The 19,760-nt window shown below is 62.0% G+C and carries 19 protein-coding genes; 11 read left to right on the forward strand and 8 right to left on the reverse strand.

Annotated features, from left to right (window positions below; all coding sequences use genetic code 11):
* Nucleotides 1–40: 40 nt before the first annotated feature.
* Both ACDA63_RS06610 and ACDA63_RS06615 read left to right on the forward strand, forming a co-directional pair.
* Nucleotides 41–598 carry a recombinase family protein gene (locus ACDA63_RS06610; protein ID WP_373662422.1) on the forward strand — a complete coding sequence of 186 codons (558 nt, stop codon included), beginning with the start codon at nt 41–43 and terminating at the stop codon, nt 596–598.
* 2 nt (nt 599–600) lie between these two features.
* Complete coding sequence (locus tag ACDA63_RS06615; protein WP_373662423.1) at nt 601–3,567, forward strand: Tn3 family transposase; 2,967 nt, start codon at nt 601–603, stop codon at nt 3,565–3,567.
* A gap of 65 nt (nt 3,568–3,632) precedes the next feature.
* On the opposite strand, the gene ACDA63_RS06620 is transcribed toward ACDA63_RS06615, so the two are convergent.
* Nucleotides 3,633–4,070: a hypothetical protein gene (locus tag ACDA63_RS06620; RefSeq protein ID WP_373662424.1), complete on the reverse strand. Its 438-nt coding sequence runs from the start codon at nt 4,068–4,070 to the stop codon at nt 3,633–3,635.
* A 143-nt stretch (nt 4,071–4,213) separates the two neighbouring features.
* Here ACDA63_RS06620 and ACDA63_RS06625 point away from each other — a divergent pair, with 143 nt between their 5' ends.
* From ACDA63_RS06625 to ACDA63_RS06655, 7 genes are all read left to right on the forward strand, one after another.
* Nucleotides 4,214–5,446 carry a replication initiation factor domain-containing protein gene (locus tag ACDA63_RS06625; protein WP_373662425.1) on the forward strand — a complete coding sequence of 411 codons (1,233 nt, stop codon included), beginning with the start codon at nt 4,214–4,216 and terminating at the stop codon, nt 5,444–5,446.
* 25 nt (nt 5,447–5,471) lie between these two features.
* The gene (locus ACDA63_RS06630) at nt 5,472–5,768 is read left to right on the forward strand and encodes a hypothetical protein (protein WP_373662426.1); all 297 of its coding nucleotides are present in this window, start codon (nt 5,472–5,474) and stop codon (nt 5,766–5,768) included.
* Entirely contained in the window at nt 5,768–5,962 is a 195-nt protein-coding gene (locus ACDA63_RS06635) for a hypothetical protein (protein WP_373662427.1), read from the forward strand. Before ACDA63_RS06630 ends, ACDA63_RS06635 begins: the two co-directional genes overlap by 1 nt.
* Before the next feature lie 65 nt (nt 5,963–6,027).
* Nucleotides 6,028–6,258: a major capsid protein gene (locus ACDA63_RS06640; protein ID WP_373662428.1), complete on the forward strand. Its 231-nt coding sequence runs from the start codon at nt 6,028–6,030 to the stop codon at nt 6,256–6,258.
* 370 nt (nt 6,259–6,628) lie between these two features.
* Nucleotides 6,629–8,008: a virulence factor TspB C-terminal domain-related protein gene (locus ACDA63_RS06645; protein WP_373662429.1), complete on the forward strand. Its 1,380-nt coding sequence runs from the start codon at nt 6,629–6,631 to the stop codon at nt 8,006–8,008.
* Nucleotides 8,005–8,280 carry a DUF2523 family protein gene (locus ACDA63_RS06650; protein ID WP_373662430.1) on the forward strand — a complete coding sequence of 92 codons (276 nt, stop codon included), beginning with the start codon at nt 8,005–8,007 and terminating at the stop codon, nt 8,278–8,280. The genes ACDA63_RS06645 and ACDA63_RS06650 overlap by 4 nt, the downstream gene beginning before the upstream one ends.
* Nucleotides 8,277–9,317, forward strand: a complete 1,041-nt coding sequence (locus ACDA63_RS06655) for a zonular occludens toxin domain-containing protein (protein WP_373662431.1) — start codon at nt 8,277–8,279, stop codon at nt 9,315–9,317. Before ACDA63_RS06650 ends, ACDA63_RS06655 begins: the two co-directional genes overlap by 4 nt.
* Here ACDA63_RS06655 and ACDA63_RS06660 read toward each other — a convergent pair.
* Entirely contained in the window at nt 9,273–9,539 is a 267-nt protein-coding gene (locus tag ACDA63_RS06660; protein ID WP_373662432.1) for a hypothetical protein, read from the reverse strand. The two genes, ACDA63_RS06655 and ACDA63_RS06660, sit on opposite strands and share 45 nt — an antisense overlap.
* 354 nt (nt 9,540–9,893) lie before the next feature.
* Here ACDA63_RS06660 and ACDA63_RS06665 point away from each other — a divergent pair, with 354 nt between their 5' ends.
* The gene (locus ACDA63_RS06665) at nt 9,894–10,241 is read left to right on the forward strand and encodes a hypothetical protein (protein WP_373662433.1); all 348 of its coding nucleotides are present in this window, start codon (nt 9,894–9,896) and stop codon (nt 10,239–10,241) included.
* 633 nt (nt 10,242–10,874) lie between these two features.
* On the opposite strand, the gene ACDA63_RS06670 is transcribed toward ACDA63_RS06665, so the two are convergent.
* From ACDA63_RS06670 to ACDA63_RS06680, 3 genes are all read right to left on the reverse strand, one after another.
* Nucleotides 10,875–11,087 carry a hypothetical protein gene (locus ACDA63_RS06670; RefSeq protein ID WP_373662434.1) on the reverse strand — a complete coding sequence of 71 codons (213 nt, stop codon included), beginning with the start codon at nt 11,085–11,087 and terminating at the stop codon, nt 10,875–10,877.
* Between the two features lie 10 nt (nt 11,088–11,097).
* Nucleotides 11,098–11,460: a hypothetical protein gene (locus tag ACDA63_RS06675; protein WP_373662435.1), complete on the reverse strand. Its 363-nt coding sequence runs from the start codon at nt 11,458–11,460 to the stop codon at nt 11,098–11,100.
* Nucleotides 11,461–11,540: 80 nt separating this feature from the next.
* Complete coding sequence (locus tag ACDA63_RS06680; RefSeq protein WP_373662436.1) at nt 11,541–12,476, reverse strand: DNA-binding protein; 936 nt, start codon at nt 12,474–12,476, stop codon at nt 11,541–11,543.
* Between the two features lie 138 nt (nt 12,477–12,614).
* Between ACDA63_RS06680 and ACDA63_RS06685 the strand changes: the two genes are divergently transcribed.
* Nucleotides 12,615–13,688 carry a site-specific integrase gene (locus ACDA63_RS06685; protein ID WP_373662437.1) on the forward strand — a complete coding sequence of 358 codons (1,074 nt, stop codon included), beginning with the start codon at nt 12,615–12,617 and terminating at the stop codon, nt 13,686–13,688.
* Nucleotides 13,689–13,780: 92 nt separating this feature from the next.
* Here the strand turns inward: ACDA63_RS06685 and ACDA63_RS06690 are convergent, their stop codons facing one another.
* Genes ACDA63_RS06690 through ACDA63_RS06700 form a run of 3 tightly spaced genes read right to left on the reverse strand, consistent with a single transcriptional unit; the run spans nt 13,781 to nt 19,757 of the window.
* The gene (locus ACDA63_RS06690; RefSeq protein ID WP_373662438.1) at nt 13,781–17,071 is read right to left on the reverse strand and encodes an efflux RND transporter permease subunit; all 3,291 of its coding nucleotides are present in this window, start codon (nt 17,069–17,071) and stop codon (nt 13,781–13,783) included.
* Complete coding sequence (locus ACDA63_RS06695; RefSeq protein WP_373662439.1) at nt 17,068–18,255, reverse strand: efflux RND transporter periplasmic adaptor subunit; 1,188 nt, start codon at nt 18,253–18,255, stop codon at nt 17,068–17,070. Before ACDA63_RS06695 ends, ACDA63_RS06690 begins: the two co-directional genes overlap by 4 nt.
* Nucleotides 18,252–19,757 carry an efflux transporter outer membrane subunit gene (locus ACDA63_RS06700; RefSeq protein WP_373662440.1) on the reverse strand — a complete coding sequence of 502 codons (1,506 nt, stop codon included), beginning with the start codon at nt 19,755–19,757 and terminating at the stop codon, nt 18,252–18,254. The genes ACDA63_RS06695 and ACDA63_RS06700 overlap by 4 nt, the downstream gene beginning before the upstream one ends.
* Nucleotides 19,758–19,760 lie beyond the last annotated feature (3 nt).

The raw sequence follows: 19,760 nt of genomic DNA on the forward strand, positions 1-19,760 counted from the left end.
AATAGATTTCATCCTGACACATCGCACTTTTGGAGGCGGCTTGGCAGGTCAGCGCATTGGTTACGTTCGGGTCAGCAGTTTTGACCAGAACCCGGAACGGCAATTGGAAGCCGTCCAGGTGGATCGTGTCTTTACCGATAAGGCGTCGGGTAAAGATACCCACCGACCGCAACTCGACACGCTGTTGGCTTTTGCGCGTGACGGGGACACGGTGGTGGTGCACAGCATGGATCGTCTGGCCCGCAACCTGGACGACTTGCGCCGCTTGGTGCAAAAGCTGACCAAGCGCGGCGTGCGCATCGAATTCGTCAAGGAAGGCTTGACCTTCACCGGCGAGGACTCGCCGATGGCGAACCTGATGCTGTCGGTGATGGGCGCTTTCGCGGAGTTCGAGCGGGCCCTGATCCGCGAGCGGCAGCGCGAAGGCATTGCCCTGGCTAAACAGCGTGGGGCCTATAGGGGTCGCAAGAAGTCGCTGAACAGTGAGCAGATTGCCGAACTGAAACGGCGGGTCGCGGCAGGCGAACAAAAAGCACTGGTCGCGCGCGACTTCGGCATCAGCCGTGAAACCTTGTACCAGTACCTGAAAGAAGCCTGACGATGCCGCGCCGTTCGATCCTGTCCGCCGCCGAGCGGGAAAGCCTGCTCGCATTGCCGGACACCAAGGAAGATCTGATCCGGTACTACACGTTCAGCGAAAGCGACCTGTCCATCATCCGGCAGCGGCGCGGCCCGGCCAACCGGCTGGGCTTCGCCGTGCAGCTCTGCTACCTGCGTTTTCCCGGCGTCATCCTTGGCGTCGATGAGCCGCTGTTTCCGCCCTTGTTGAAGCTGGTCGCCGACCAGCTCAAGGTCAGCGTCGAAAGCTGGGACGAGTACGGGCAGCGGGAGCAGACCCGGCGCGAGCACCTGGTCGAACTGCAAACGGTGTTCGGCTTCCAGCCGTTCACCATGAGCCACTACCGGCAGGCCGTCCACACGCTGACCGAGCTGGCCATGCAAACCGACAAAGGCATTGTGCTGGCCAGTGCCTTGATCGAGCATCTACGGCGGCAGTCGATCATTCTGCCTGCCATCAACGCCGTCGAGCGGGCGAGCGCCGAAGCGATCACCCGTGCCAACCGGCGCATCTACGATGCCCTTGCCGAACCGCTGTCGGACACGCATCGCCGTCGCCTCGACGATCTGCTCAAGCGCCGCGACAACGGCAAGATGACCTGGCTGGCCTGGCTGCGCCAGTCACCTGTCAAGCCGAACTCGCGGCACATGCTCGAACACATCGAACGCCTCAAGGCGTGGCAGGCACTCGACCTGCCTTCGGGCATCGAGCGGCTGGTTCACCAGAACCGGCTGCTCAAGATCGCCCGTGAGGGTGGCCAGATGACGCCTGCCGACTTGGCCAAGTTCGAGCCGCAGCGGCGTTACGCGACCCTGGTCGCGCTCGCCATCGAGGGCATGGCCACCGTCACCGACGAAATCATCGACTTGCACGACCGCATCCTGGGCAAGCTGTTCAATGACGCCAAGAAGAGGCATCAGCAGCAGTTCCAGGCGTCCGGCAAGGCGATCAACGCCAAGGTGCGGCTGTTCGGGCGCATCGGCCAGGCGTTGATCGAGGCCAAGCAGGCTGGCCGCGATCCATTCGCCGCCATCGAGGCCGTCATGTCCTGGGATGCCTTCGCCGAGAGCGTTACCGAGGCGCAGAAGCTCGCGCAACCCGAGGACTTCGATTTTCTGCACCGCATCGGAGAGAGCTACGCGACGCTGCGCCGATACGCGCCGGAATTCCTGGACGTACTCAAGCTGCGGGCCGCGCCTGCCGCCAAGGGCGTGCTCGACGCCATCGAGGTGCTGCGCGGCATGAACAGCGACAACGCCCGCAAGGTGCCAGCCGACGCACCGACCGAGTTCATCAAGCCGCGCTGGCAGAAGCTGGTCATGACCGACAGCGGCATCGACCGGCGTTACTACGAACTGTGCGCGCTGTCGGAGATGAAGAACGCGCTGCGCTCCGGCGACATCTGGGTGCAGGGCTCGCGCCAGTTCAAGGACTTCGAGGACTACCTGGTGCCGCCCGCGAAATTCGCCAGCCTCAAGCAGGCCAGTGAATTGCCGCTGGCCGTGGCCACCGACTGCGACCAGTACCTGCACGAGCGACTGACGCTGCTGGAAACGCAGCTCGCCACCGTCAACCGCATGGCGCTGGCGAATGAGCTACCGGACGCCATCATCACCGAGTCGGGCCTGAGGATCACGCCGCTTGACGCGGCTGTGCCCGACACCGCGCAGGCCCTGATCGACCAGACGGCGATGATCCTGCCGCACGTCAAAATCACCGAACTATTGCTCGAAGTCGATGAGTGGACGGGCTTCACCCGACACTTTGCGCACCTGAAATCAGGCGACCCGGCCAAGGACAAGAACCTGCTGCTGACCACGATCCTGGCTGACGCAATCAACCTGGGCCTGACCAAGATGGCTGAATCCTGCCCAGGAACGACCTACGCCAAGCTGGCCTGGCTGCAAGCCTGGCACATCCGCGACGAAACCTACGGGGCGGCGCTGGCCGAACTGGTCAACGCGCAATTCCGCCACCCCTTCGCTGGGCATTGGGGCGACGGCACCACATCATCGTCGGACGGCCAGAACTTCCGCACCGGCAGCAAAGCCGAGAGCACCGGCCACATCAATCCGAAATACGGCAGCAGCCCAGGGCGGACGTTCTACACCCACATCTCCGACCAGTACGCGCCGTTCCACACCAAGGTCGTGAACGTTGGCGTGCGTGATTCGACCTACGTGCTTGACGGCCTGCTGTACCACGAATCCGACTTGCGCATCGAGGAGCACTACACCGACACGGCGGGCTTCACCGATCACGTCTTCGCACTGATGCACCTCCTGGGCTTCCGCTTCGCGCCGCGCATCCGCGACCTGGGCGACACCAAGCTCTACGTCCCGAAGGGCGATGCCGCCTATGACGCGTTGAAACCGATGATCGGCGGCACGCTCAACATCAAGCACGTCCGCGCCCATTGGGACGAAATCCTGCGGCTGGCCACCTCGATCAAGCAGGGCACAGTGACGGCCTCGCTGATGCTGCGAAAGCTCGGCAGCTATCCGCGTCAGAACGGCCTGGCCGTCGCCCTGCGCGAGTTGGGACGCATCGAGCGCACACTATTCATTCTGGACTGGCTGCAAAGCGTCGAACTGCGCCGCCGCGTGCATGCCGGACTGAACAAGGGCGAAGCCCGCAACGCCTTGGCCCGCGCCGTGTTCTTCAACCGCCTGGGCGAAATTCGCGACCGCAGTTTCGAGCAGCAGCGCTACCGTGCCAGCGGCCTCAACCTGGTGACGGCGGCCATCGTGTTGTGGAATACGGTCTACCTGGAACGGGCCGCGCACGCCTTGCGCGGCAACGGCCATGCCGTCGATGATGCGCTGTTGCAGTACCTGTCGCCGCTAGGCTGGGAGCACATCAATCTGACCGGCGATTACCTCTGGCGCAGCAGCGCCAAGATCTGCGCGGGGAAGTTCAGGCCGTTACGACCGCTGCAATCAGCTTAACGTGCTTTGTTTTCCGTTTTCTGAGACGACCCCAACTTCAAAAGCGTTGCGAGGCTGAAGCGCAATCACGCAACACTTCCAGAACTGCCCGCCATGCGCATAATGTTTATTTCATGGGACGGCGCGTCGTAACCCATTGATTTGGCATGCGCGTCCTGAGCGGGTGTCAAAAACAAAATGACAGCCGCAAGCGCGCTTAATCCCATTGTCATCAGCAGGCTGGCGGCCTTTGCCATGCCATGAGCATGCTTAACAAAAGGGAGCCATAGCTGTCGCTCCTCTTCCGTCTCGGCTCTGGCGGCTTGCTGAGCTTCCCAAATTTGCCCGGGTGTTACCCCTTCGCCAATAAGCATTGCAAGGCGGGCAAGCGCTTCTGCAGGAATCGGACGCAGGGCCTTCGCCATCTGAGACATGTGCGATTCGCGCACGCCAATAAGCGTCGCTAGGCGCTTTTGCGACCCTGCCTTTTCGACACCTTTTTCGATGTAGTCGGAAAACTCCATGTCATACCCCTCTTGACTTTCCAATATTGGAAAGATTAGGCTGCGCCCCATTACGACTTTCCATTTTTGGAGTACCCCAAATTTGGCAAGTGCACGCACCTTACAGCCGCACGGCGGCGATGTAAACGATTCGGGGTCAGGGGATGTCACTCAAGCCGGGAAAACGCACGCAGCGCGAATTCAGCCTCGCCGAAAAGGATGGGATGGGCGTGGTTTCCCTGTCCGATCTGTCCGCGAAGCTGAAGCGCGATGCGGCACAGGCGGCGCGCTCGCGCGACGGCGGGCCGCTCGCGCCGAAGGCGCCCCCCGTTGGTAACACGGGGGGAAAGGTGCTCGATGTGGGTCCGGCGTGGATTGCCGCAAGGCTTGTTCTCGAAGACGGCGAAGTGATGGAAATTCCCGGGCGTCGCGGGCATGGCGGGGATGCAGCGTTCATTGATTGGCTGAACTTCACGTGCCATGAAGATGCGTTCCGGATTCAGCGTCGCGGGGTTACAGACGATGAGGTGATCTGCGAAGTGTCCATGGTGTGCCAGGGCATTTTCGGATTCGGCATTTCTGGCCAGCGCGATAAGGGCGCGAACTTCTACGAACGCTCGTACGTGCTCGGTGATGGGTACGGTCTCGTCTGTCACGGTGGCCAGCGTGGAACTGTTTTGGTCAGTCTCAGCGGGGAAGGGTGTGCGGCTGCGCGCGAAGGATGGGAACAGCGCTGTGTCGAGTTCCTGAAGCGGGCGGATGGTGCGCGGATCACGCGGGTTGATTTGGCGTACGACGACTATGAAGGCGTGAATTCAGTCGATGACGTTGCAGGCTGGTATGACGCAGGTCTGTTCGGCGCTGGCGGGCGAATGCCCGATTGCGAGCAACGCGGTAATTGGAAACGCATCAACGGCAAGGGACGCTCGTTCTACGTCGGTGCGCGGGAAAACGGTAAGTACTTCCGTGGGTACGAAAAGGGTAAGCAGCTAGGCGACAAGTCGTCGCCGTGGTTGCGGCTTGAAGGGGAGTTGCGCTCGGTGAGTCGCATCGTTCCTTTCGAGTGTCTTCTACAGCCGGGGGCCTATCTGGCCGCCATGTACCCGGCTCTCAATTTCATCAGCGAAAAGCAAGTGCGTGTCCGAACGTTGCAGAAGCGGATGGAAATCACGTATGCCGATGTCCTCGATTGGCTCAAGCGCCAATGCGGTGCGGCGTTGTGGGTTGTGTCACAGATTGAAGGTGGGGCGGATCAGGCTCTGCAAAAAATTCAGCGTGAAGGGGTGTTCCCGAAGCGTCTGAGGGTTCCCGACTGGCGCACTTGCGGGGAGTTCCTGCATCAGCGCACGCGGGAGTGTATGCCTGCGGAAGCGGCTATCGAAATGTCATTCGCGTAGGCGATCAATTGAGGTGGGGTGAGTCATGGAAATGAAGGGCAATTTCAAGGTTCTTGGTGCGAAGAAGTTCAAGGGCGAAGTGGAAGGTAGTCACTTCGATAACACCAAGCTCTACGTTGTTATGGAAGTGTCGGAACGGAATGGTTCTGAGGTCGGCTACAACGCGGCGGTGCTTCCGTTCGGCAAGTCTGATGAGTTCGAAAAGATCAAGGGTTTGCCGTTCCCGTTGGACTGCGAACTGACCATTTCCATGACGACGAAGGGCTATGAAGTTCTCGGCCTGCGTGCGTTGCCGGCTCCGGGTCAGGCGAAGGCGGCGTAATGCTCGCGAACGTTCGCACCGTCTTCGTGATTCAGGAACGGAACTCAGGGCTGTTCCTGTCCGAGGAACTGCACTGGGTGCGGTCGCTGCGTAGGGCAGGGCGGTGCGACGACTACGAAGCGGCCGTAGATACGGGTCGCATGAACACGGATGGTGAGTTCGATATTCATCGCCTGTGTGAGTTGATCGATTGATTTTCGAGTGCTTGTAGTGGGCCCGATGCGGGCACTCCATTGTCATAGGGCCATAGGAGAGTGAAATGAAGCTGCGTAATCAGGCTGTGAAGTACGGCAAGAAGGTTGTTCAACGTGTCGCCGCTGTCGGTGCGGGTGCGATGGTTCTGGCTGGCTCGGCCATGGCTGCTGTGCCGACCGAAATCACTACGGCGATCACTGACGCCAAGTCGGATTCGACCGAAGTGGCGGGCCTGTGCCTCGGTCTGGCCGGCATCCTGTTTGGCTTCCGCGCCATCAAGCGCGCGATGCACTGACATGGGTGCGCTGCATGCGGGCCGGTGCTTCGCGTCGGTCTCGGATGCGGCATCCGCGTACTGGTCGGGGGTGGGTCCGGTGGTCTCGTCGGGCTCACCCCCGATTCTCTCTACGGTAGAGCGTGACGGGGAAGGGTGGTTACTCGTCGCGCGGCAGGGTGGGGCGGTGTTGTCGTCGGTGCGCGTTCCCTCTGTCCAGTTCGCGGAATGCAATCCGGGCGATGCGTTTATTGACGGTATTACGTTGGGTTGGGCGATTGCCGGCTGTTGGGTTGTCGCGTGGAGTGTGATGTACCTGCGTCGAGTGTGGGGGCGTTGATATGGAAATCGCATACTTCATTGCAGGATTTCTATGTGTGACGGGGGCAGCATGGATCATTTTGCGCTAGAGCTTCGGCGGCTTTTGCTTTTCATGGCTGGGTTCGCTGTTGGCGGCCTGCTGGTTGTTGATTCTGCGCACGCGCAAGCGTTGCCAGTGGATTGGGTTGCTAAGACGGCATCTGCTGCGCGGGTGACTAATGCCGCGTCAGTCGCGGTTAGCGTCGGTAAGGTCGGCACGCAGACTGTTAGTGCGGCCGCAAATGGCGGGGCGATGCTGCGGGCGGTCCAGCCTTTTACGATAGCGAATGCAGGTGGCGAGCTTGCGCTGACTCGGGCGGTGACCGGGGCAAACGTATTGCGCGCCGGGATGGGGGTTGCCCGGCTTATGGGGCCGGTTGGTATTGGTTTGACGGCGTTGGCCATTGGCAATTTGCTATGGGATGCGGCTAACAAAGAGTGGACTATGCCGTCACCGTTGCCGATGGATCAGTATTACTGGAGTAGTGGCGTTGTGCCGGGATGTACCACGGCAGCGAATCATTGCGATCTGGGTTCTATTGCTAGCTACATCGTTTCGACGTATGGGCCTACTCGGTACGCGAGTTGGGAGGGTGTTGATCACTACGTGTATAACTCCAGTGGCGCGGTTGCCGGTGCGTATCTGAAGATCCATGCGTGGTATTCGGCGAATGGGCAGGACGCGGGGACATTCTTTCCGTATGTCTATCGAGAAGCGGAAAAACCGGTAGCAGATCAGAAGAGGGTGCCCGCTGACGATCCGAGTCTTACAGCCGCAGTCCAGTCTCAAATCAACAGCGGGCAGGTTCAACCGCAGCAAATTGTCGAGCGTGCTTTAGCGCATGACGTTGCCGTGGAACCGGAGCCGCTGCAAGTGACAGGGCCGGCGAGTGTTCCGGGGCCTGTGACTACGAAAACGGCTACGGGGCCAGCGGGGCAGACTCAGACGCAGACGGCGACAAATTACGACCTGGGCTACAACGGGGACAAGGTGTCGGTTTCTCAGACGACGACGACTACCGTGACTAATCCGGACGGGGCCGTGCAGACGCAAACGGAAACGCTTTCGGGGGATGCGGGAGAGGTCCAGCAAGAGGGGCCAGCGAAGGACGATACGCCGGAAACACCATCGCAGTGTGAGCAGTATCCGGAGAGTTTGGCTTGTCAGGAATTGGGTGATCCTGAGGACACGGATTTGCCGGAGCAAGAGTCGGCTGTGTTGTGGCAGCAAGAGGGCACGGCGGCGGGTAGCTGTCCGTCACCGGTGACCATTTCCTACTTCGGGCAGACCGCTACGCTGTCATTCGACATGATGTGCGATTACGCCAAAATCATTAGACCGATGGTGATCGGGCTGGCGTGGCTGTCGGCAGGCATCTTCCTGTTCATGATCGCAAGGGGAACGCGATGAGTCTTGCGTCGTTCATTGCGGCGGGCGTTGGGCCGTGGGTCAAGCGTGCGCTGGTCTCGGTGGGTATGGGTGTCATTTCCTATGCCGGCTTCAGCGTTATCAAATCGCAACTGGATAGCGCCATTGCGAACATGTGGGGCGGGGTTCCTGCGACGGTTTATCAGGTGATCGCGTTGGCGGGCTTCGTTGATGCGGTTGGCGTGTGGCTTGGCGCGATCACTGCGGCGGTGTCCCTGCTGACATTCAAGAAACTCGGGATGATGCAAGCATGATTACGCTTATCACGGGGACGCCGGGGGCAGGGAAGACCGCATACGCCGTCGCGCGGTTGGAAGAGTTTATTGCGGCCAATCCGGATCGGCCTGTGTTCGTCATGGGCGTCCCTGAGTTGGTGTTGTCGCATGAGGTGGTGCCGCCTGTTGGCGATTGGACAACGCAGGTTCAGGCCGTTGAAGACGCGTCTTTGCTGGAGGCTGTTTTCACGTTCCCGGATGGTGCGCTGGTGATCATCGACGAAGCGCAAAAGGTCTTCCGTCCTCGCGCAGTCGGTTCAAAGGTGCCGGACTATGTGGCCGCGTTCGAAAAGCATCGCCATCAGGGCCTTGATTTCTGGTTGATCACGCAAGCGCCGACGTTGGTCGACTCCAACGTTCGCAAGCTGGTTGGCAAGCACATCCACCTGCGCGCGTTGTGGTCGGGTCGCAAGCTCTACGAATGGGCGGAATGCAGCGATCCGGAAAGCCGGACGGATCGCGCCGCCGCTGCGGTGCGTAGCTACAAATTGCCGAAGGGCATCTTTGGCAAATATAAGTCTGCGTCAGTACATGTGAAACAGCGTCAGCGTGCGCCGCTGGCCGTCTATGGCGTTGCGCTCGCGGTTGTGGTGGTCGGGTTCTTGGGGTGGCGCGCCTACCATCGGCTTACCGCAGACAAAGCGCCTGCGTCTCCTGCGCGGTCGGCTGAACAATCGGGGCCAGTTGGCGTGCCATCGTCGCATCAGGGCAGTCCGCAAGCGCCTGCACCGGGGCAACAGATTGCCGTCGGTACGACGGTTGCGGATTGGACGCCTCGCATCAATACGCGTCCAGAAACTGCGCCCTTGTACGATGGCATACGCCAGGTTAAAACAATGCCGGTCGTTGCCGGCTGCGTTGCCATGGCGAACCGCTGCACGTGCTTCACGGATCAGGGCACGGACGCATTTCTAGACGACGGCCAGTGTCGTGAATGGCTTAAGCATCCGCCGTTCAACCCGTGGCGCGAATCACGGCAAGAGGTGGCGCAGGTAAGTCAGGGCGCGCAGAACTAGCGTCTGCGTTTTCATGTAGGCGCGTTGCCAGATCGACAAGGCCGGTGCGGGTGACTGCTCCGGCTTTTTCTTTGCCTGTTGTTCGCGCATGCGGGCGATCTGGATGGCTTGCCAGACTGCGCGCGGTGCTTCTACCAGCAATAGTGCGAACTCTTCCATGAATTCGAAAACTGCCTGCGCGGCCATGGCTTCGGGGTAACGCTTGAAGTTCTTCGCAATCATGGTGTTCGCCTTTCCAGCTACCGGGGCCCGGAGCTGAGCCCATCGTTGGACTTCCGTGAGCGGCTTCTGTGTGGGCCGCGTTCCACCGTACGCCCGTCGCTTCGCCCGGAACGATGCGGAGACCACGGACGGGGCCTCGGCGCTAGATCGATCCATCGGGCTTGCCCGTTGGGCGGTCTTGCGGCGGGGTGCCGTGGTCGGAGACTTCGTGTAGGCGAAGAGAGGGGCTTACGTGGTGCTGCTGGTCGGAGAGGCGGTCACGGTGTGCGGCGATTACGCCGCCTGGATGACGCGTAGCGTCGGAGCGGTCGTCTTGCCCGTTGAGGCGAATTCTTCAATTCCTACAAATTTGGCATGATGCTCATCATGCTAGATCGAATCTTCCTTCTCGACGTTCTTCGCTACCTGACGATTTTTCTTGGCGTCTGGTGGTTGGTGTGGCTGGTGTTTCGAAAGAAGAGCGTCAGCGGCCGTAGGCGGTTCTCGTCGCGGCCTTCGATTCGACCGAATGGGGACGCTCCGTCTTTTACCGGCAATCGGGCACCTACAAGCGGGGCCTTTGATTTGCTGGTGAATGCGGTAAGTGGTGACATGCGAAAGGCGAACCGTCTGGTGCAGTATGAGTTGAGTCGTGCGCCGGGCATTTCGCGCGGTGAGGCGATCGCTCGGGCGATGGATCGTCTTGCGCGAGATAGGTCTTGAAGCGTGGGACTGTGGTTTCCTCGCAATTCTCGCTTCGGTTTTCTTACGTACTAATGGGCAGGATCGAACAGTGTATCCAGCGTGGTCGTCGGAACTGCGGCGGCTTTACTGGTCGCTGAGAATGTCGCGTCCGGGTTCCCGTCCTACTGCGCGGACGTGGTATCGCAGGATTCGCGACGAAAAAAAACGCCTGTACTCGGCAGGCGTTCCTTACATCCATATTCACTTGGTGTGCAGGGTCCTCACGAACCCATGTAACCGGCGGGCCGTCGCAACCTTGTCATCGTGGCGTGAGCAGCTCGAATTGCCGCTCGAATTGCGCTCGCAAGACTGCGCATAATGTTTATTATGTCAATATGGATCGCGATCGAAAAAAGGCCTTCAAGGCGGTCTTGCGACACGTATCCGACAAACGCGTGCCACCGGCTTTCGCGCGCGGGGTCTGCTAGATACAGACAGTACAGCCGCAACTCTTCCGGATCGACGCCTGCCATAAGCAGGCGTTTTTTTCGAACGCCGATCCGCCGATACAGTGTCGCCCTAGAATCATCAAATCGAGCAGCATTCCGCAAATTCCGATACGCACTACGAAGCCTTGCCGCCTCAAGCTCCCGATTCCGTCAGCACAACGGATCAGCAGCCCAGATCGCGATACTCCCGACGTAGCCGATACAGCGGATCATCGCCATGAGCCGCGCCGCCACTCACTTTCCCTATCAGACCATCCAAACGATCCGCGCCCAAACGACGCTTTCCCGACAGCTGACCTACTCCCGCATTGGGCACGACATCGCCGATCTTCGCCGAAGGACAAGGATCGTCGGAATACACCACCTTTCCACCCATTTCACACTTGTTATTTGCGGATCCGATAAACCACGACAAACCAGACAATTGCCTGGGCAACACCGATTTTCGCAATCAGAGGCCACTCAATTGAGAATTCACTGTCCGAGGATGACGGAAATAGTGCGATCGCTGAGAATATGACCATAAAAATCAAATACAGTCCAAACCAACGCTCTTTTCTTACGTTGGACAGCCGAAGAATATCAATCATGGAGGGGAATCTCTTTTGAGCCACCCCCAATTTCTCCGCTTCTCCAATGAACGGAATGGAGAGAAAATTAACTATCAACAAGATTCCAATTTCCACGTTCTTTCGTCCGAATATCAATCCGTCTGATTTGTCCACACGCCCGGAGCGGGAATCGGGCATTCACTCTCAGATGCCTCAAGCGTCGCCGGCCGACGAGTCTTGGCCTCGGTGTTTCTCCGATCTCTTGGTCGTTTCGCATGTCACCTGCCGGCCCCTCGCTGCAGCGGTCGCGGCCCGGCGCTTCGTGCGGCGGAGCGTGTCGGTGCGCGGGGCCGTCTTGCTTCTGCCAAGGCGCCGTGCAATCGGGCGACTTCCGCTTGAGCCGTTTGCAGCGCCGACTTGTTCTCTGCTTCTCTACGTGCGGCGTCATCTTGATGGCTGATTAGGGTCTGGGCGTGAGCGCGCAGTTCGGCTTCCAGCCGGTGAATGCTGGCCAGGTTCTCGGCTTCGCGAGCGCTCGACTGTTTCTCCGCCGCCAAGGCCTTTGCTCCTGCAGCCTTGAGTTCCTGTCGCAGCTTGTCGACTTCACCCAGCCAATGTTGCTCGCGCAATCTTGCGCTCTCGCTTGCTTCGTGTCGTTCCCTGTCCGCGGCGACCCGTATCGCGTCGATCTGCACACGTGCGGCGTCGAGTGCGCCGGTCAGTTCCTCGACACGTTTTTCTGCCGCCACAGACGCCGCGTTGGCGCGTGCTTCACGACGCTGGCATTCGTCGATCTGTGCGTGGGCCAAGCCAAGCGCGGAGGTCGCGGTGTCGACTTGCGCCAACATTGCGCATTCGCGCTGAGCCAACGCCTGCTGCGCCTGCGCTAATTCGTCTTGTGCCTGATGGATGGCGGCTCGCTCCGCTTTCAGTGCCACTTCCGCCTGCTCGCGCGCTTGTGCCGTCGCGGCTTCCCACAGATAGCGTGCCACCTGGACGACAGGATCGGGAATGTCTGCGGCGGCGGAAAACGCCTGCGGATCACGGATCCGCGCGCCCAAGCCTTTGAACCAGGTATCGAGGTATGGCTGCACCGTGTTCGGCGAGCCCCGCCCGATTTTCTGGCGCACGCGCTCGATGGTGGGTCTTGCCCCTTCAATCAACAGCGCGTCTGCGGCCTTCCAGACGTCCTGTTCGGTGATTCCCGCTGCCATGGTGGTTTTCCCAATCTGATATCAGCACTTTAGGTGCGATAATAAATGCTTACCGTACCTAACATACGGTGCCATGTAATATACACTACACAATACATCATGGAATATACACTATCCCTTCCGGCGTCAAGCGCGGATATGGCCAACTGGGACGATGGCTTGGCGGAGGCCGTGGGCCAGTTGCTCGCCGAGGGCGAATCAGCGAACACGACGCGCAGCTATCGCACTGCCCTGCGCTACTGGGGCGCGTGGTTCGCCCTGCGGTTCAACAGTGCGCTGGAGCTCCCCGTGCGGCCGGCGACCGTCATACAGTTCATCGTCGATCACGCGCAGCGACGCACCGAAGATGGCCTGGCCCATGGCTTGCCGGATGCCGTCGACGAAGAACTGGTGCGGATGCGCTACAAAGCCAAAGCGGGCCCGCTGTCGCTCAGTTCCATCCAGCACCGCATCGCCGTGCTCTCGCAGCTTCACCGCCTGCACGGTCTGGCCAATCCGATGGACGATGTCGCGGTGCGGCAGCTTCTTGCCAAAACGCGTCGTGCCTACGCCAATCGTGGGGTACGAAAGGACAAGAAACCTGCGTTGACGCACCTCCCCCTGCAAAAGCTGCTGGCGACGTGCGACAGCTCGCTGAAGGGCAAGCGCGACCGTGCCTTGCTGCTGTTCGCCGTGTCCAGCGGCGGTCGCCGCCGCTCGGAAGTGACGCAGGCAACCATGGAGCGCCTCGAAAGATTGAGTGCCGGCACCTATGTGTACGTCATGGGTCAATCAAAGACCGATCAGGCCGCACAGGAAGATGCCGGCGCGTTCAAACCCGTCGTGGGCGACGCGGGGGCCGCGCTCGAAGCCTGGCTCGCAGCCAGCGGCGTGACCGAAGGCGCGATCTTCCGGCGGGTCCGCCGGGGCGACGTCGTTGCCGAGGCCCTGAACCCTGCCGCGGTCCGTCGCATCGTCATCGAGCGCGCCAAACTCGCAGGCCTGCACGACGAAGGCTATTCAGCCCATTCGCTACGCGCGGGTTTCATGACAGAAGCCGGACTGCGGAACATTCCCCTGCCGGAAGCGATGGCGCTGTCAGGTCATGCCAGCCTGGATGTCGCGATGGGATATTTCCGGGCAGGCAACGTCGTCACGAGCGGCGCAGCGCGCCTCTTCGATCAGACTTCAGAACACTCCCAGACCGCAGATGAGGCCAAGCCAGGGTCATAGCGGAACGGGACGCCTCCCTCTCCTCGGCGATGCGCCGACAGGCCCGTGCCCTGCCCTCAACCACCGTCCGGATGCAATGGGCCGATCCGCCGTCAATCCAGCCCCTCCTCCTGCCCTGCGTTGTCTGGCGTCAATAGCAGGTAGAGCGCAGGCACGACGACCAGCCCAAGGAATGACACGGAAATCAGCCCGAAGATGATGACCAGCGTCAGCGGGCGATAGAAGTCGCTGCTGATCGCCAATGGAATGAGGCCCACGATGGTGGTGATCGCCGTCGTCAGCAGCGGCCGCAGGCGGCGGGCCGCGCCTGCGGCAGCCACCTGGGGAACGGACATGCCGCTCTTGAGGTATCCGTTCATGGTGTCGACCATGATGATGCCGTTGTTGATCGCGATGCCGATCAGCGAAATCAGGCCGATCATGGCGAAGAACGAAAACGTGATGCCGAACGCCCAGAATCCCAGCCCGGCGCCGATCGCCGCCAGCGGCATCGTCACGACGATGATGAAGGCCTGACGGAAGCTGCCGAAGATGAGCACCAGCACGCCGACCACGAGCACGACGGCAATCGCGAGCGCAATCTGGGCGGAAGCGAATGTCTCCGCCGTATCGACCGACTCGCCGCCGATGACGGCGCGATAGCCCGTCGGCCACTCGCGCTGCATCGCTTCGAGCCGGGGTTGCACCTCGGACATGATCTCCCCGACGGTACGCCCCTCGTTTCTCGCAATCACCGAAAGCGCGCGCTCGCCATTGACGCGCGAAATTGCGATCGCCGTTTCGGACCGCAACGGCCTGACCAACTGCGCCGCCGCAATCGATTGCCCGCTGCGCGAGTAGATGCGAACGCCCGATATTTCTTCCAGGCTGCGCGGCCCGCCGGCCTGGCCGGGACGACTGGGCCATTCCGTGCCGAGCCGAATATCGATGTTGTCGTGCCCATCGCTGGTGACGAAGGTGCTCACCGTGTCGGAACTGAGGGCGATGCGCAGTTGCGCAGCCAGATCGGCATGGTCGATGCCGAAGAAGTGCGCCGCCTCGCGGTCCGGGCGTAGCGCCAGTTGCGCTCTCAGCAGGCCGAGATTGTCGCGTACATCGACGACGCCTGCGGTCTCGTCCAGCAGCGCCTGAACCTGACGCGAGAGCGTTCGCAACTGGTCCATGTCGGCGCCGATCAGTTGTATTTCGATCGAATCGCCGGCGCTCGGGCCGCTGCCTTCGGGAACAACCTGCAACTGCGCGCCCGCGACGCTCTTGGCGAGGAATCCCGACAACTCTCGGCGCAGGGACTCGGCCAGTATGTGGGAGTCCGCGTCGCGCTCGGCGCGCGGGCGGAAGGTCGCGGAAAAACCGATGTAGTTCTCCGATGTGCTCGGTTGCAGGCTGGACGTGATCGAGCCTGCGGCGAATGGGCTCTTGAGCCCGACGAGCTTCACCACGCTCCTGAAATACGGCTTGCTGCCCAGGATCGCCCCGACTTCGTCCGCCACGCGCTGCGAGGTGGCGAGTTCCTCCGACGGCGGCAGTTCGATATTGATGCCCAGCCGCTCGCCGTCCGTGGGCGGAAACAGCTCGATGCGCGCCTGCGAGAACGCCAGTATCGACACCACAAAAAGCGCGAACGCGGCGCCCAGCCACAGCCACGATTGCCTTCGACTGTGCACCACCGACTTCAGAATCCACCGCTCCAGGCCATTCACCGCGCGCGCGGTCACTCTGTCGGACAGGCCCTGCTTGCGCGAATCCTCCGCCTTGCGCTGCCCACCGAGCAACACGCGCGACAGCGGCAGCGAAATCAGCATCGCGACGAAGAACGACAACACCAGACAAATGACAGTGGTCACCGGCATCACCCGAATGAACGCCCCCACCATTCCGCCGATCGACATCAACGGCGCGAGCGTGAGGATCGTCGTGATCTGCGCGGCGAACGCGGGCATCGCGTATTGCCTCACCGTGGCCAGCACGCCCTGGCCGAATGTCTTGCCCTGGTTGTAGATCGCGTCGTGCAGACCTTCCAGCAGGATGATGAACACATCGATGATCATGACAAGCGCAATGACCATGCCGATGATCACCAGCTCGTTGAGCGTATAGCCCATCAGCAGGATCACCAGCAGCACGCCGGCAAAGGTAATGGGCACCGACAGGCCGGCGATGATCGCCTCGCGCCACGCAATGGTCAGCAGCAGGATGGCAAACACGACGAGCATGGTCTGCAAGGCACCGACGAACACCTCGGTGAGCGATTCCCAGATCTGCTCGGCCTTGTCCTGGGTAACCGTGTATTCCAGTCCGGTCGGCCAGGAACTGTCGCGGGCCATTTCCTCGAGCGAGGCCTTGAGCACGCCGACCAGCCTCACCGTATCGCCCCCTGGCATCCTGCGCACCGAAATCTCCAGCGACGGCTCGAAATCCCCGCGCTTCCCCTTGAAGAAGGCACGCGTCGTTTCCGGCTCCTGCATGCGGCGCACGCTGGCCACCTCATCCAGGCGCACAGCACGCCCCGCGCCGAGTCCCCCGAGTCGCGCCACAGGCAGCGCGCGCAGATCGTTCAGATCGCGGAAGCGTCCCTCCAGGCGGACCACGGCCCCGATTGTCTCGCTGCGGATCTCGCCGAACGGCTGTTCGATGCCCGCCTGCCGGACCGCATTGCGGATGGCCGCCGGCGAAAGTCCCAGCGCGAGCAAGCGATCGGGTTGCAGCAGGATCTGCACGATCTCGTCGCGTTCGCCGCCGATGCTGACTTCATTCACATCGGGCAAGCGCTCGAGCGTGTCGCGGATGTGCCGCGCCTCGCGGTTCATGATCGCCGAGCCCACATCTCCATGCAGGACGAAGGTAAAGATCGGCCGGTCATCCACGGAAATCTGCGCAATCGCCGGACGATCGGCATCCGCCGGCATATCGGCCTCGGCGTCCGCCACAGCCGCCCGCAGCCGGGTCATGGCATCGGCGGAATCGGCGGACACCTCGAATTCCACCGACAGGATCGAAAACGAATCGAACGACGCGCTATCCACGCGACGCACGCCGCGCAGTCGCGTGATCTCGGTTTCGAGCGCCTCGGTGACCTGCTCTTCCATCGTCTGCGGATCGGCGCCCGGCCACGTGGTGGTGACGATGGCGATGGGAATGTCGATATCCGGCAGCGATTCCTTGACGAGCAGCCTGTACGCAAAAGCGCCACCCAGGATCAAGGTCGTCAGCAGCAGGACCGCGAAGAGCTGCTTGAGGAAGAAGAACCGCATCAGCGGATGAGCGTCGCGGACCTCGGCGCTCTCGACGGCCGTCGGCGCGCCCTCGCCTGGCGCGTCCACAGTCTGTGCGCTCGTATCGCGCGGCGGGGGCAATGAGCCTTCCCCGGTTTCTTCTGTGCTCATGGAGCGTGCCCGTCCCGTTGCAGGATGCGCACCGTCTGGCCTGCGTTGAGCGCGGCGCGACCGTCGGTCACAACCCACTCCCCTTCCTCGACGCCTTCCTTGATGGCACGGAAGCCCTCCGAGGTCTGGCCCAGCTCGACGCGGCGCTCGGTGACCTTGCTGGTTTTCGGGTCGACGACGAACAGGAACGACTGGTCGTTGTGGAACCGAAGAGCCTGCAGCGGTACGGCCAGCGCGTTCCCCGCCGCCGGCTCGGCGATCCACAATGCAACGAACGCGCCATCCTGCAATCGCGCTTCGCCGCCCTCGGTGTGGACGATGACCTGGAAAGTGCGGCTGTCCGGATCGAGCGATGGGCCGACGGCAAAGACCCGACCCTCGTTCGTGTCGCCATTCGCATGCGGATCGACATCGCGCCCGTCGGGCGGCGGCGTAGCGGAGATCACCGCGCGAGCGCCCTTGCGTATCTTCGGGAACTCGTACGAAGGCAGATCCACGCGGACCTCGAACCGCGTCGGATCGATCACCAATGCCGGCACGGTTCTCAGCGCGTTCTGCTCGTTGTTCACCTGCACCATGGCGGGCGTGAAGTAGCGCCCCTGTTCAACGTTCAAGCGTGCCAGTACGCCCTGGATCGGCGACACCAGTCGCGACTCGTCGAAACCGACCTGCGTCTGCACGACCCGCGCACGCGCACTGTCCTGCGCGGCCCGCGCCTGCTGAACCTGCAGGGCCGCCTGCTCCAGTTCCAGTTGCGAAGCCGAGCGTTGCTCGATGAGGATCTGGTAGCGCCTCAGGTTGGCTTCGGCGAGCGCAAGACCGGCCTGCGCCTCGGCCAGCGTTGCGCGGGCCGCCTGCAAGTCCGCCGATATGCGCTCCGGCGCCTGGTAGGCGATGACCTGCCCCGCCTTCACGGCACTGCCCACGCGCAGGTTCTGGTCGACATGAGTGACGAGTCCTTCGCGCGTGAAATTCAGGAATTCGCGACGTCGGGAGCGAGCCGTGCCCTGTCCATATATCCAGGCTTGCAATGGTCTCTTGGCCACGGTGACCACATTGACGCTGACCCTGTGCTCCTCGCTCGGCTGCGCCTCGGGCTGGTTGCGGCCGCACGCGCCCAGGCTCGCCAGCGCAGCCATGCAGAGCGCCACTTTCCATGACGGCAACATCGTATGCGCATTCATCGTTGGGATTCCCGCGAGTTGGACGACGGCGACGGGGCGGCAGCCGAGGCGCCGGTCGATGCAGACGAAAGCGTTGCGCCTTCAAAACCGCCGCCGAGGGCAAGATAGAGCGCGACGCGATTTTCCAGGCGCGCATAGCGCGCGGCGATCTGGGCGCTGCGCCCGTCCAGGGCGCGTTGCTGGCTCGTCAGTACATTCAGGAACGGGTCGATATCCTGCATGTAGCGGTTGTACGAGATCCGCGTGGCCTCTTCCGCGGCGCTCGCCGAAGCGTCCAGCGCCAACTCGCGATCCTTTAACAACTGGTCCACGGCCAGGACGGTCTCGACCTCCGTCAGCGCATTGAGCGCCGTTTCCACGTAACTGTGCAGCGCTTCATCCGCCTGGCCCTTGGCCATGTCCACCTGCGCCACCAGCCGCCCGCCCAGAAAGATCGGCTGCACGATGACGCCGGCGATGGACCACAGCAGGTTGCTGCCACTGAACAGGTCGGCCAGCGAAGTGCCGCCGTATGCCGCGTTGCCGGAAATCGATATGGCCGGCAGGAAAGAACGCTCCGCCGCAGTCAATCGGTAGCCCGCGCTCAGCAGGGTCAATTCGCCCGCCAGCACATCGGGGCGACGCGCCAGGAGGTCCGCAGGCACACCCGCCGAAGGAGCATCGGGCACGCCGGGCAGGATCAACGCCGTCTCCAGCCTGCCGGACGGGTAATCGCCCATCAGCGCTTCCAACTGACGCAGGCTGCGGGCCAGCGCTTCACGGCGCTGCGCAAGGCCGGCGCGCGCCGACTCAAGATTGGCATTGGCAAGCCGGCCATCGGCCGGCGGTGCGATGCCCGAGCTGACGCGGTTGTCGATCTGGCGCGCCATCTCGGCCAGCGTGTTGACCGTGCGCGCCGACAGTTCGACTTGCGCGTGCGCGTGCACGATCGCCAGATACATCTGCACGACCCGCGCCGCGACGGCCTGACGCACCGCGCGCAGGTTCTCCGTTCGGGCCAGATAGTCGGAGCGGGCAGACGCCGACAGTGCGGACAGCCGCCCCCACAGGTCCAGCTCCCAGCTCACTTCCAGTGCGACGTCATAGCGCGTGGTACGGATGACGCCCGAGTCGCCGCCACCTTCGGGACTGAGAATGGGAAACCCCGTCACATTCTGTCGCTGCCGTGCCGCGGCGGCCCTGACACCGGCTTGAGGCAACTGGCCGGCGCGCGTCAGGCGGACCTGCGCCTCGGCGATGCTCGTGCGGGCAACCGCCTGGGCGATGGCGGGATTGCGCTCCAGCGCCACGTCGACGATCTGGTCGAGTTCCGGATCGCCAAAGTCCCGCCACCAGCGTTCGCCCGGCGCATGCGCCCCACTCTGCGGCGTCGAAAATGTCGCCGGCAAAGTAAATGGCGTCACGGGGGGCGCGGGCTGCGGCGTGGCGCAGGCGCCCAGCGCAATTGCCATCGCCGCCAGCGCGGATATGACCAAAACGCGAAGACGACACGAATATGCCATCAC

Source organism: Uliginosibacterium sp. sgz301328, from assembly GCF_041807905.1.
Taxonomy (GTDB): Bacteria; Pseudomonadota; Gammaproteobacteria; order Burkholderiales; family Rhodocyclaceae; genus JBGVSA01.

Excerpts from the sequence above, each read along its gene's own strand:
- ACDA63_RS06700 (WP_373662440.1), bottom strand. The coding sequence starts at position 19,757 with ATGGCATATTCGTGTCGTCTTCGCGTTTTGGTCATATCCGCGCTGGCG.
- ACDA63_RS06680 (WP_373662436.1), bottom strand. The coding sequence starts at position 12,476 with ATGGCAGCGGGAATCACCGAACAGGACGTCTGGAAGGCCGCAGACGCG.
- ACDA63_RS06675 (WP_373662435.1), bottom strand. The coding sequence starts at position 11,460 with ATGCCCGATTCCCGCTCCGGGCGTGTGGACAAATCAGACGGATTGATA.
- ACDA63_RS06630 (WP_373662426.1), top strand. The coding sequence starts at position 5,472 with ATGGAAATGAAGGGCAATTTCAAGGTTCTTGGTGCGAAGAAGTTCAAG.
- ACDA63_RS06635 (WP_373662427.1), top strand. The coding sequence starts at position 5,768 with ATGCTCGCGAACGTTCGCACCGTCTTCGTGATTCAGGAACGGAACTCA.
- ACDA63_RS06620 (WP_373662424.1), bottom strand. The coding sequence starts at position 4,070 with ATGGAGTTTTCCGACTACATCGAAAAAGGTGTCGAAAAGGCAGGGTCG.
- ACDA63_RS06625 (WP_373662425.1), top strand. The coding sequence starts at position 4,214 with ATGTCACTCAAGCCGGGAAAACGCACGCAGCGCGAATTCAGCCTCGCC.
- ACDA63_RS06655 (WP_373662431.1), top strand. The coding sequence starts at position 8,277 with ATGATTACGCTTATCACGGGGACGCCGGGGGCAGGGAAGACCGCATAC.
- ACDA63_RS06650 (WP_373662430.1), top strand. The coding sequence starts at position 8,005 with ATGAGTCTTGCGTCGTTCATTGCGGCGGGCGTTGGGCCGTGGGTCAAG.
- ACDA63_RS06685 (WP_373662437.1), top strand. The coding sequence starts at position 12,615 with ATGGCCAACTGGGACGATGGCTTGGCGGAGGCCGTGGGCCAGTTGCTC.
- ACDA63_RS06695 (WP_373662439.1), bottom strand. The coding sequence starts at position 18,255 with ATGAATGCGCATACGATGTTGCCGTCATGGAAAGTGGCGCTCTGCATG.
- ACDA63_RS06660 (WP_373662432.1), bottom strand. The coding sequence starts at position 9,539 with ATGATTGCGAAGAACTTCAAGCGTTACCCCGAAGCCATGGCCGCGCAG.
- ACDA63_RS06690 (WP_373662438.1), bottom strand. The coding sequence starts at position 17,071 with ATGAGCACAGAAGAAACCGGGGAAGGCTCATTGCCCCCGCCGCGCGAT.
- ACDA63_RS06670 (WP_373662434.1), bottom strand. The coding sequence starts at position 11,087 with ATGGGTGGAAAGGTGGTGTATTCCGACGATCCTTGTCCTTCGGCGAAG.
- ACDA63_RS06640 (WP_373662428.1), top strand. The coding sequence starts at position 6,028 with ATGAAGCTGCGTAATCAGGCTGTGAAGTACGGCAAGAAGGTTGTTCAA.
- ACDA63_RS06615 (WP_373662423.1), top strand. The coding sequence starts at position 601 with ATGCCGCGCCGTTCGATCCTGTCCGCCGCCGAGCGGGAAAGCCTGCTC.
- ACDA63_RS06665 (WP_373662433.1), top strand. The coding sequence starts at position 9,894 with ATGATGCTCATCATGCTAGATCGAATCTTCCTTCTCGACGTTCTTCGC.
- ACDA63_RS06645 (WP_373662429.1), top strand. The coding sequence starts at position 6,629 with ATGGATCATTTTGCGCTAGAGCTTCGGCGGCTTTTGCTTTTCATGGCT.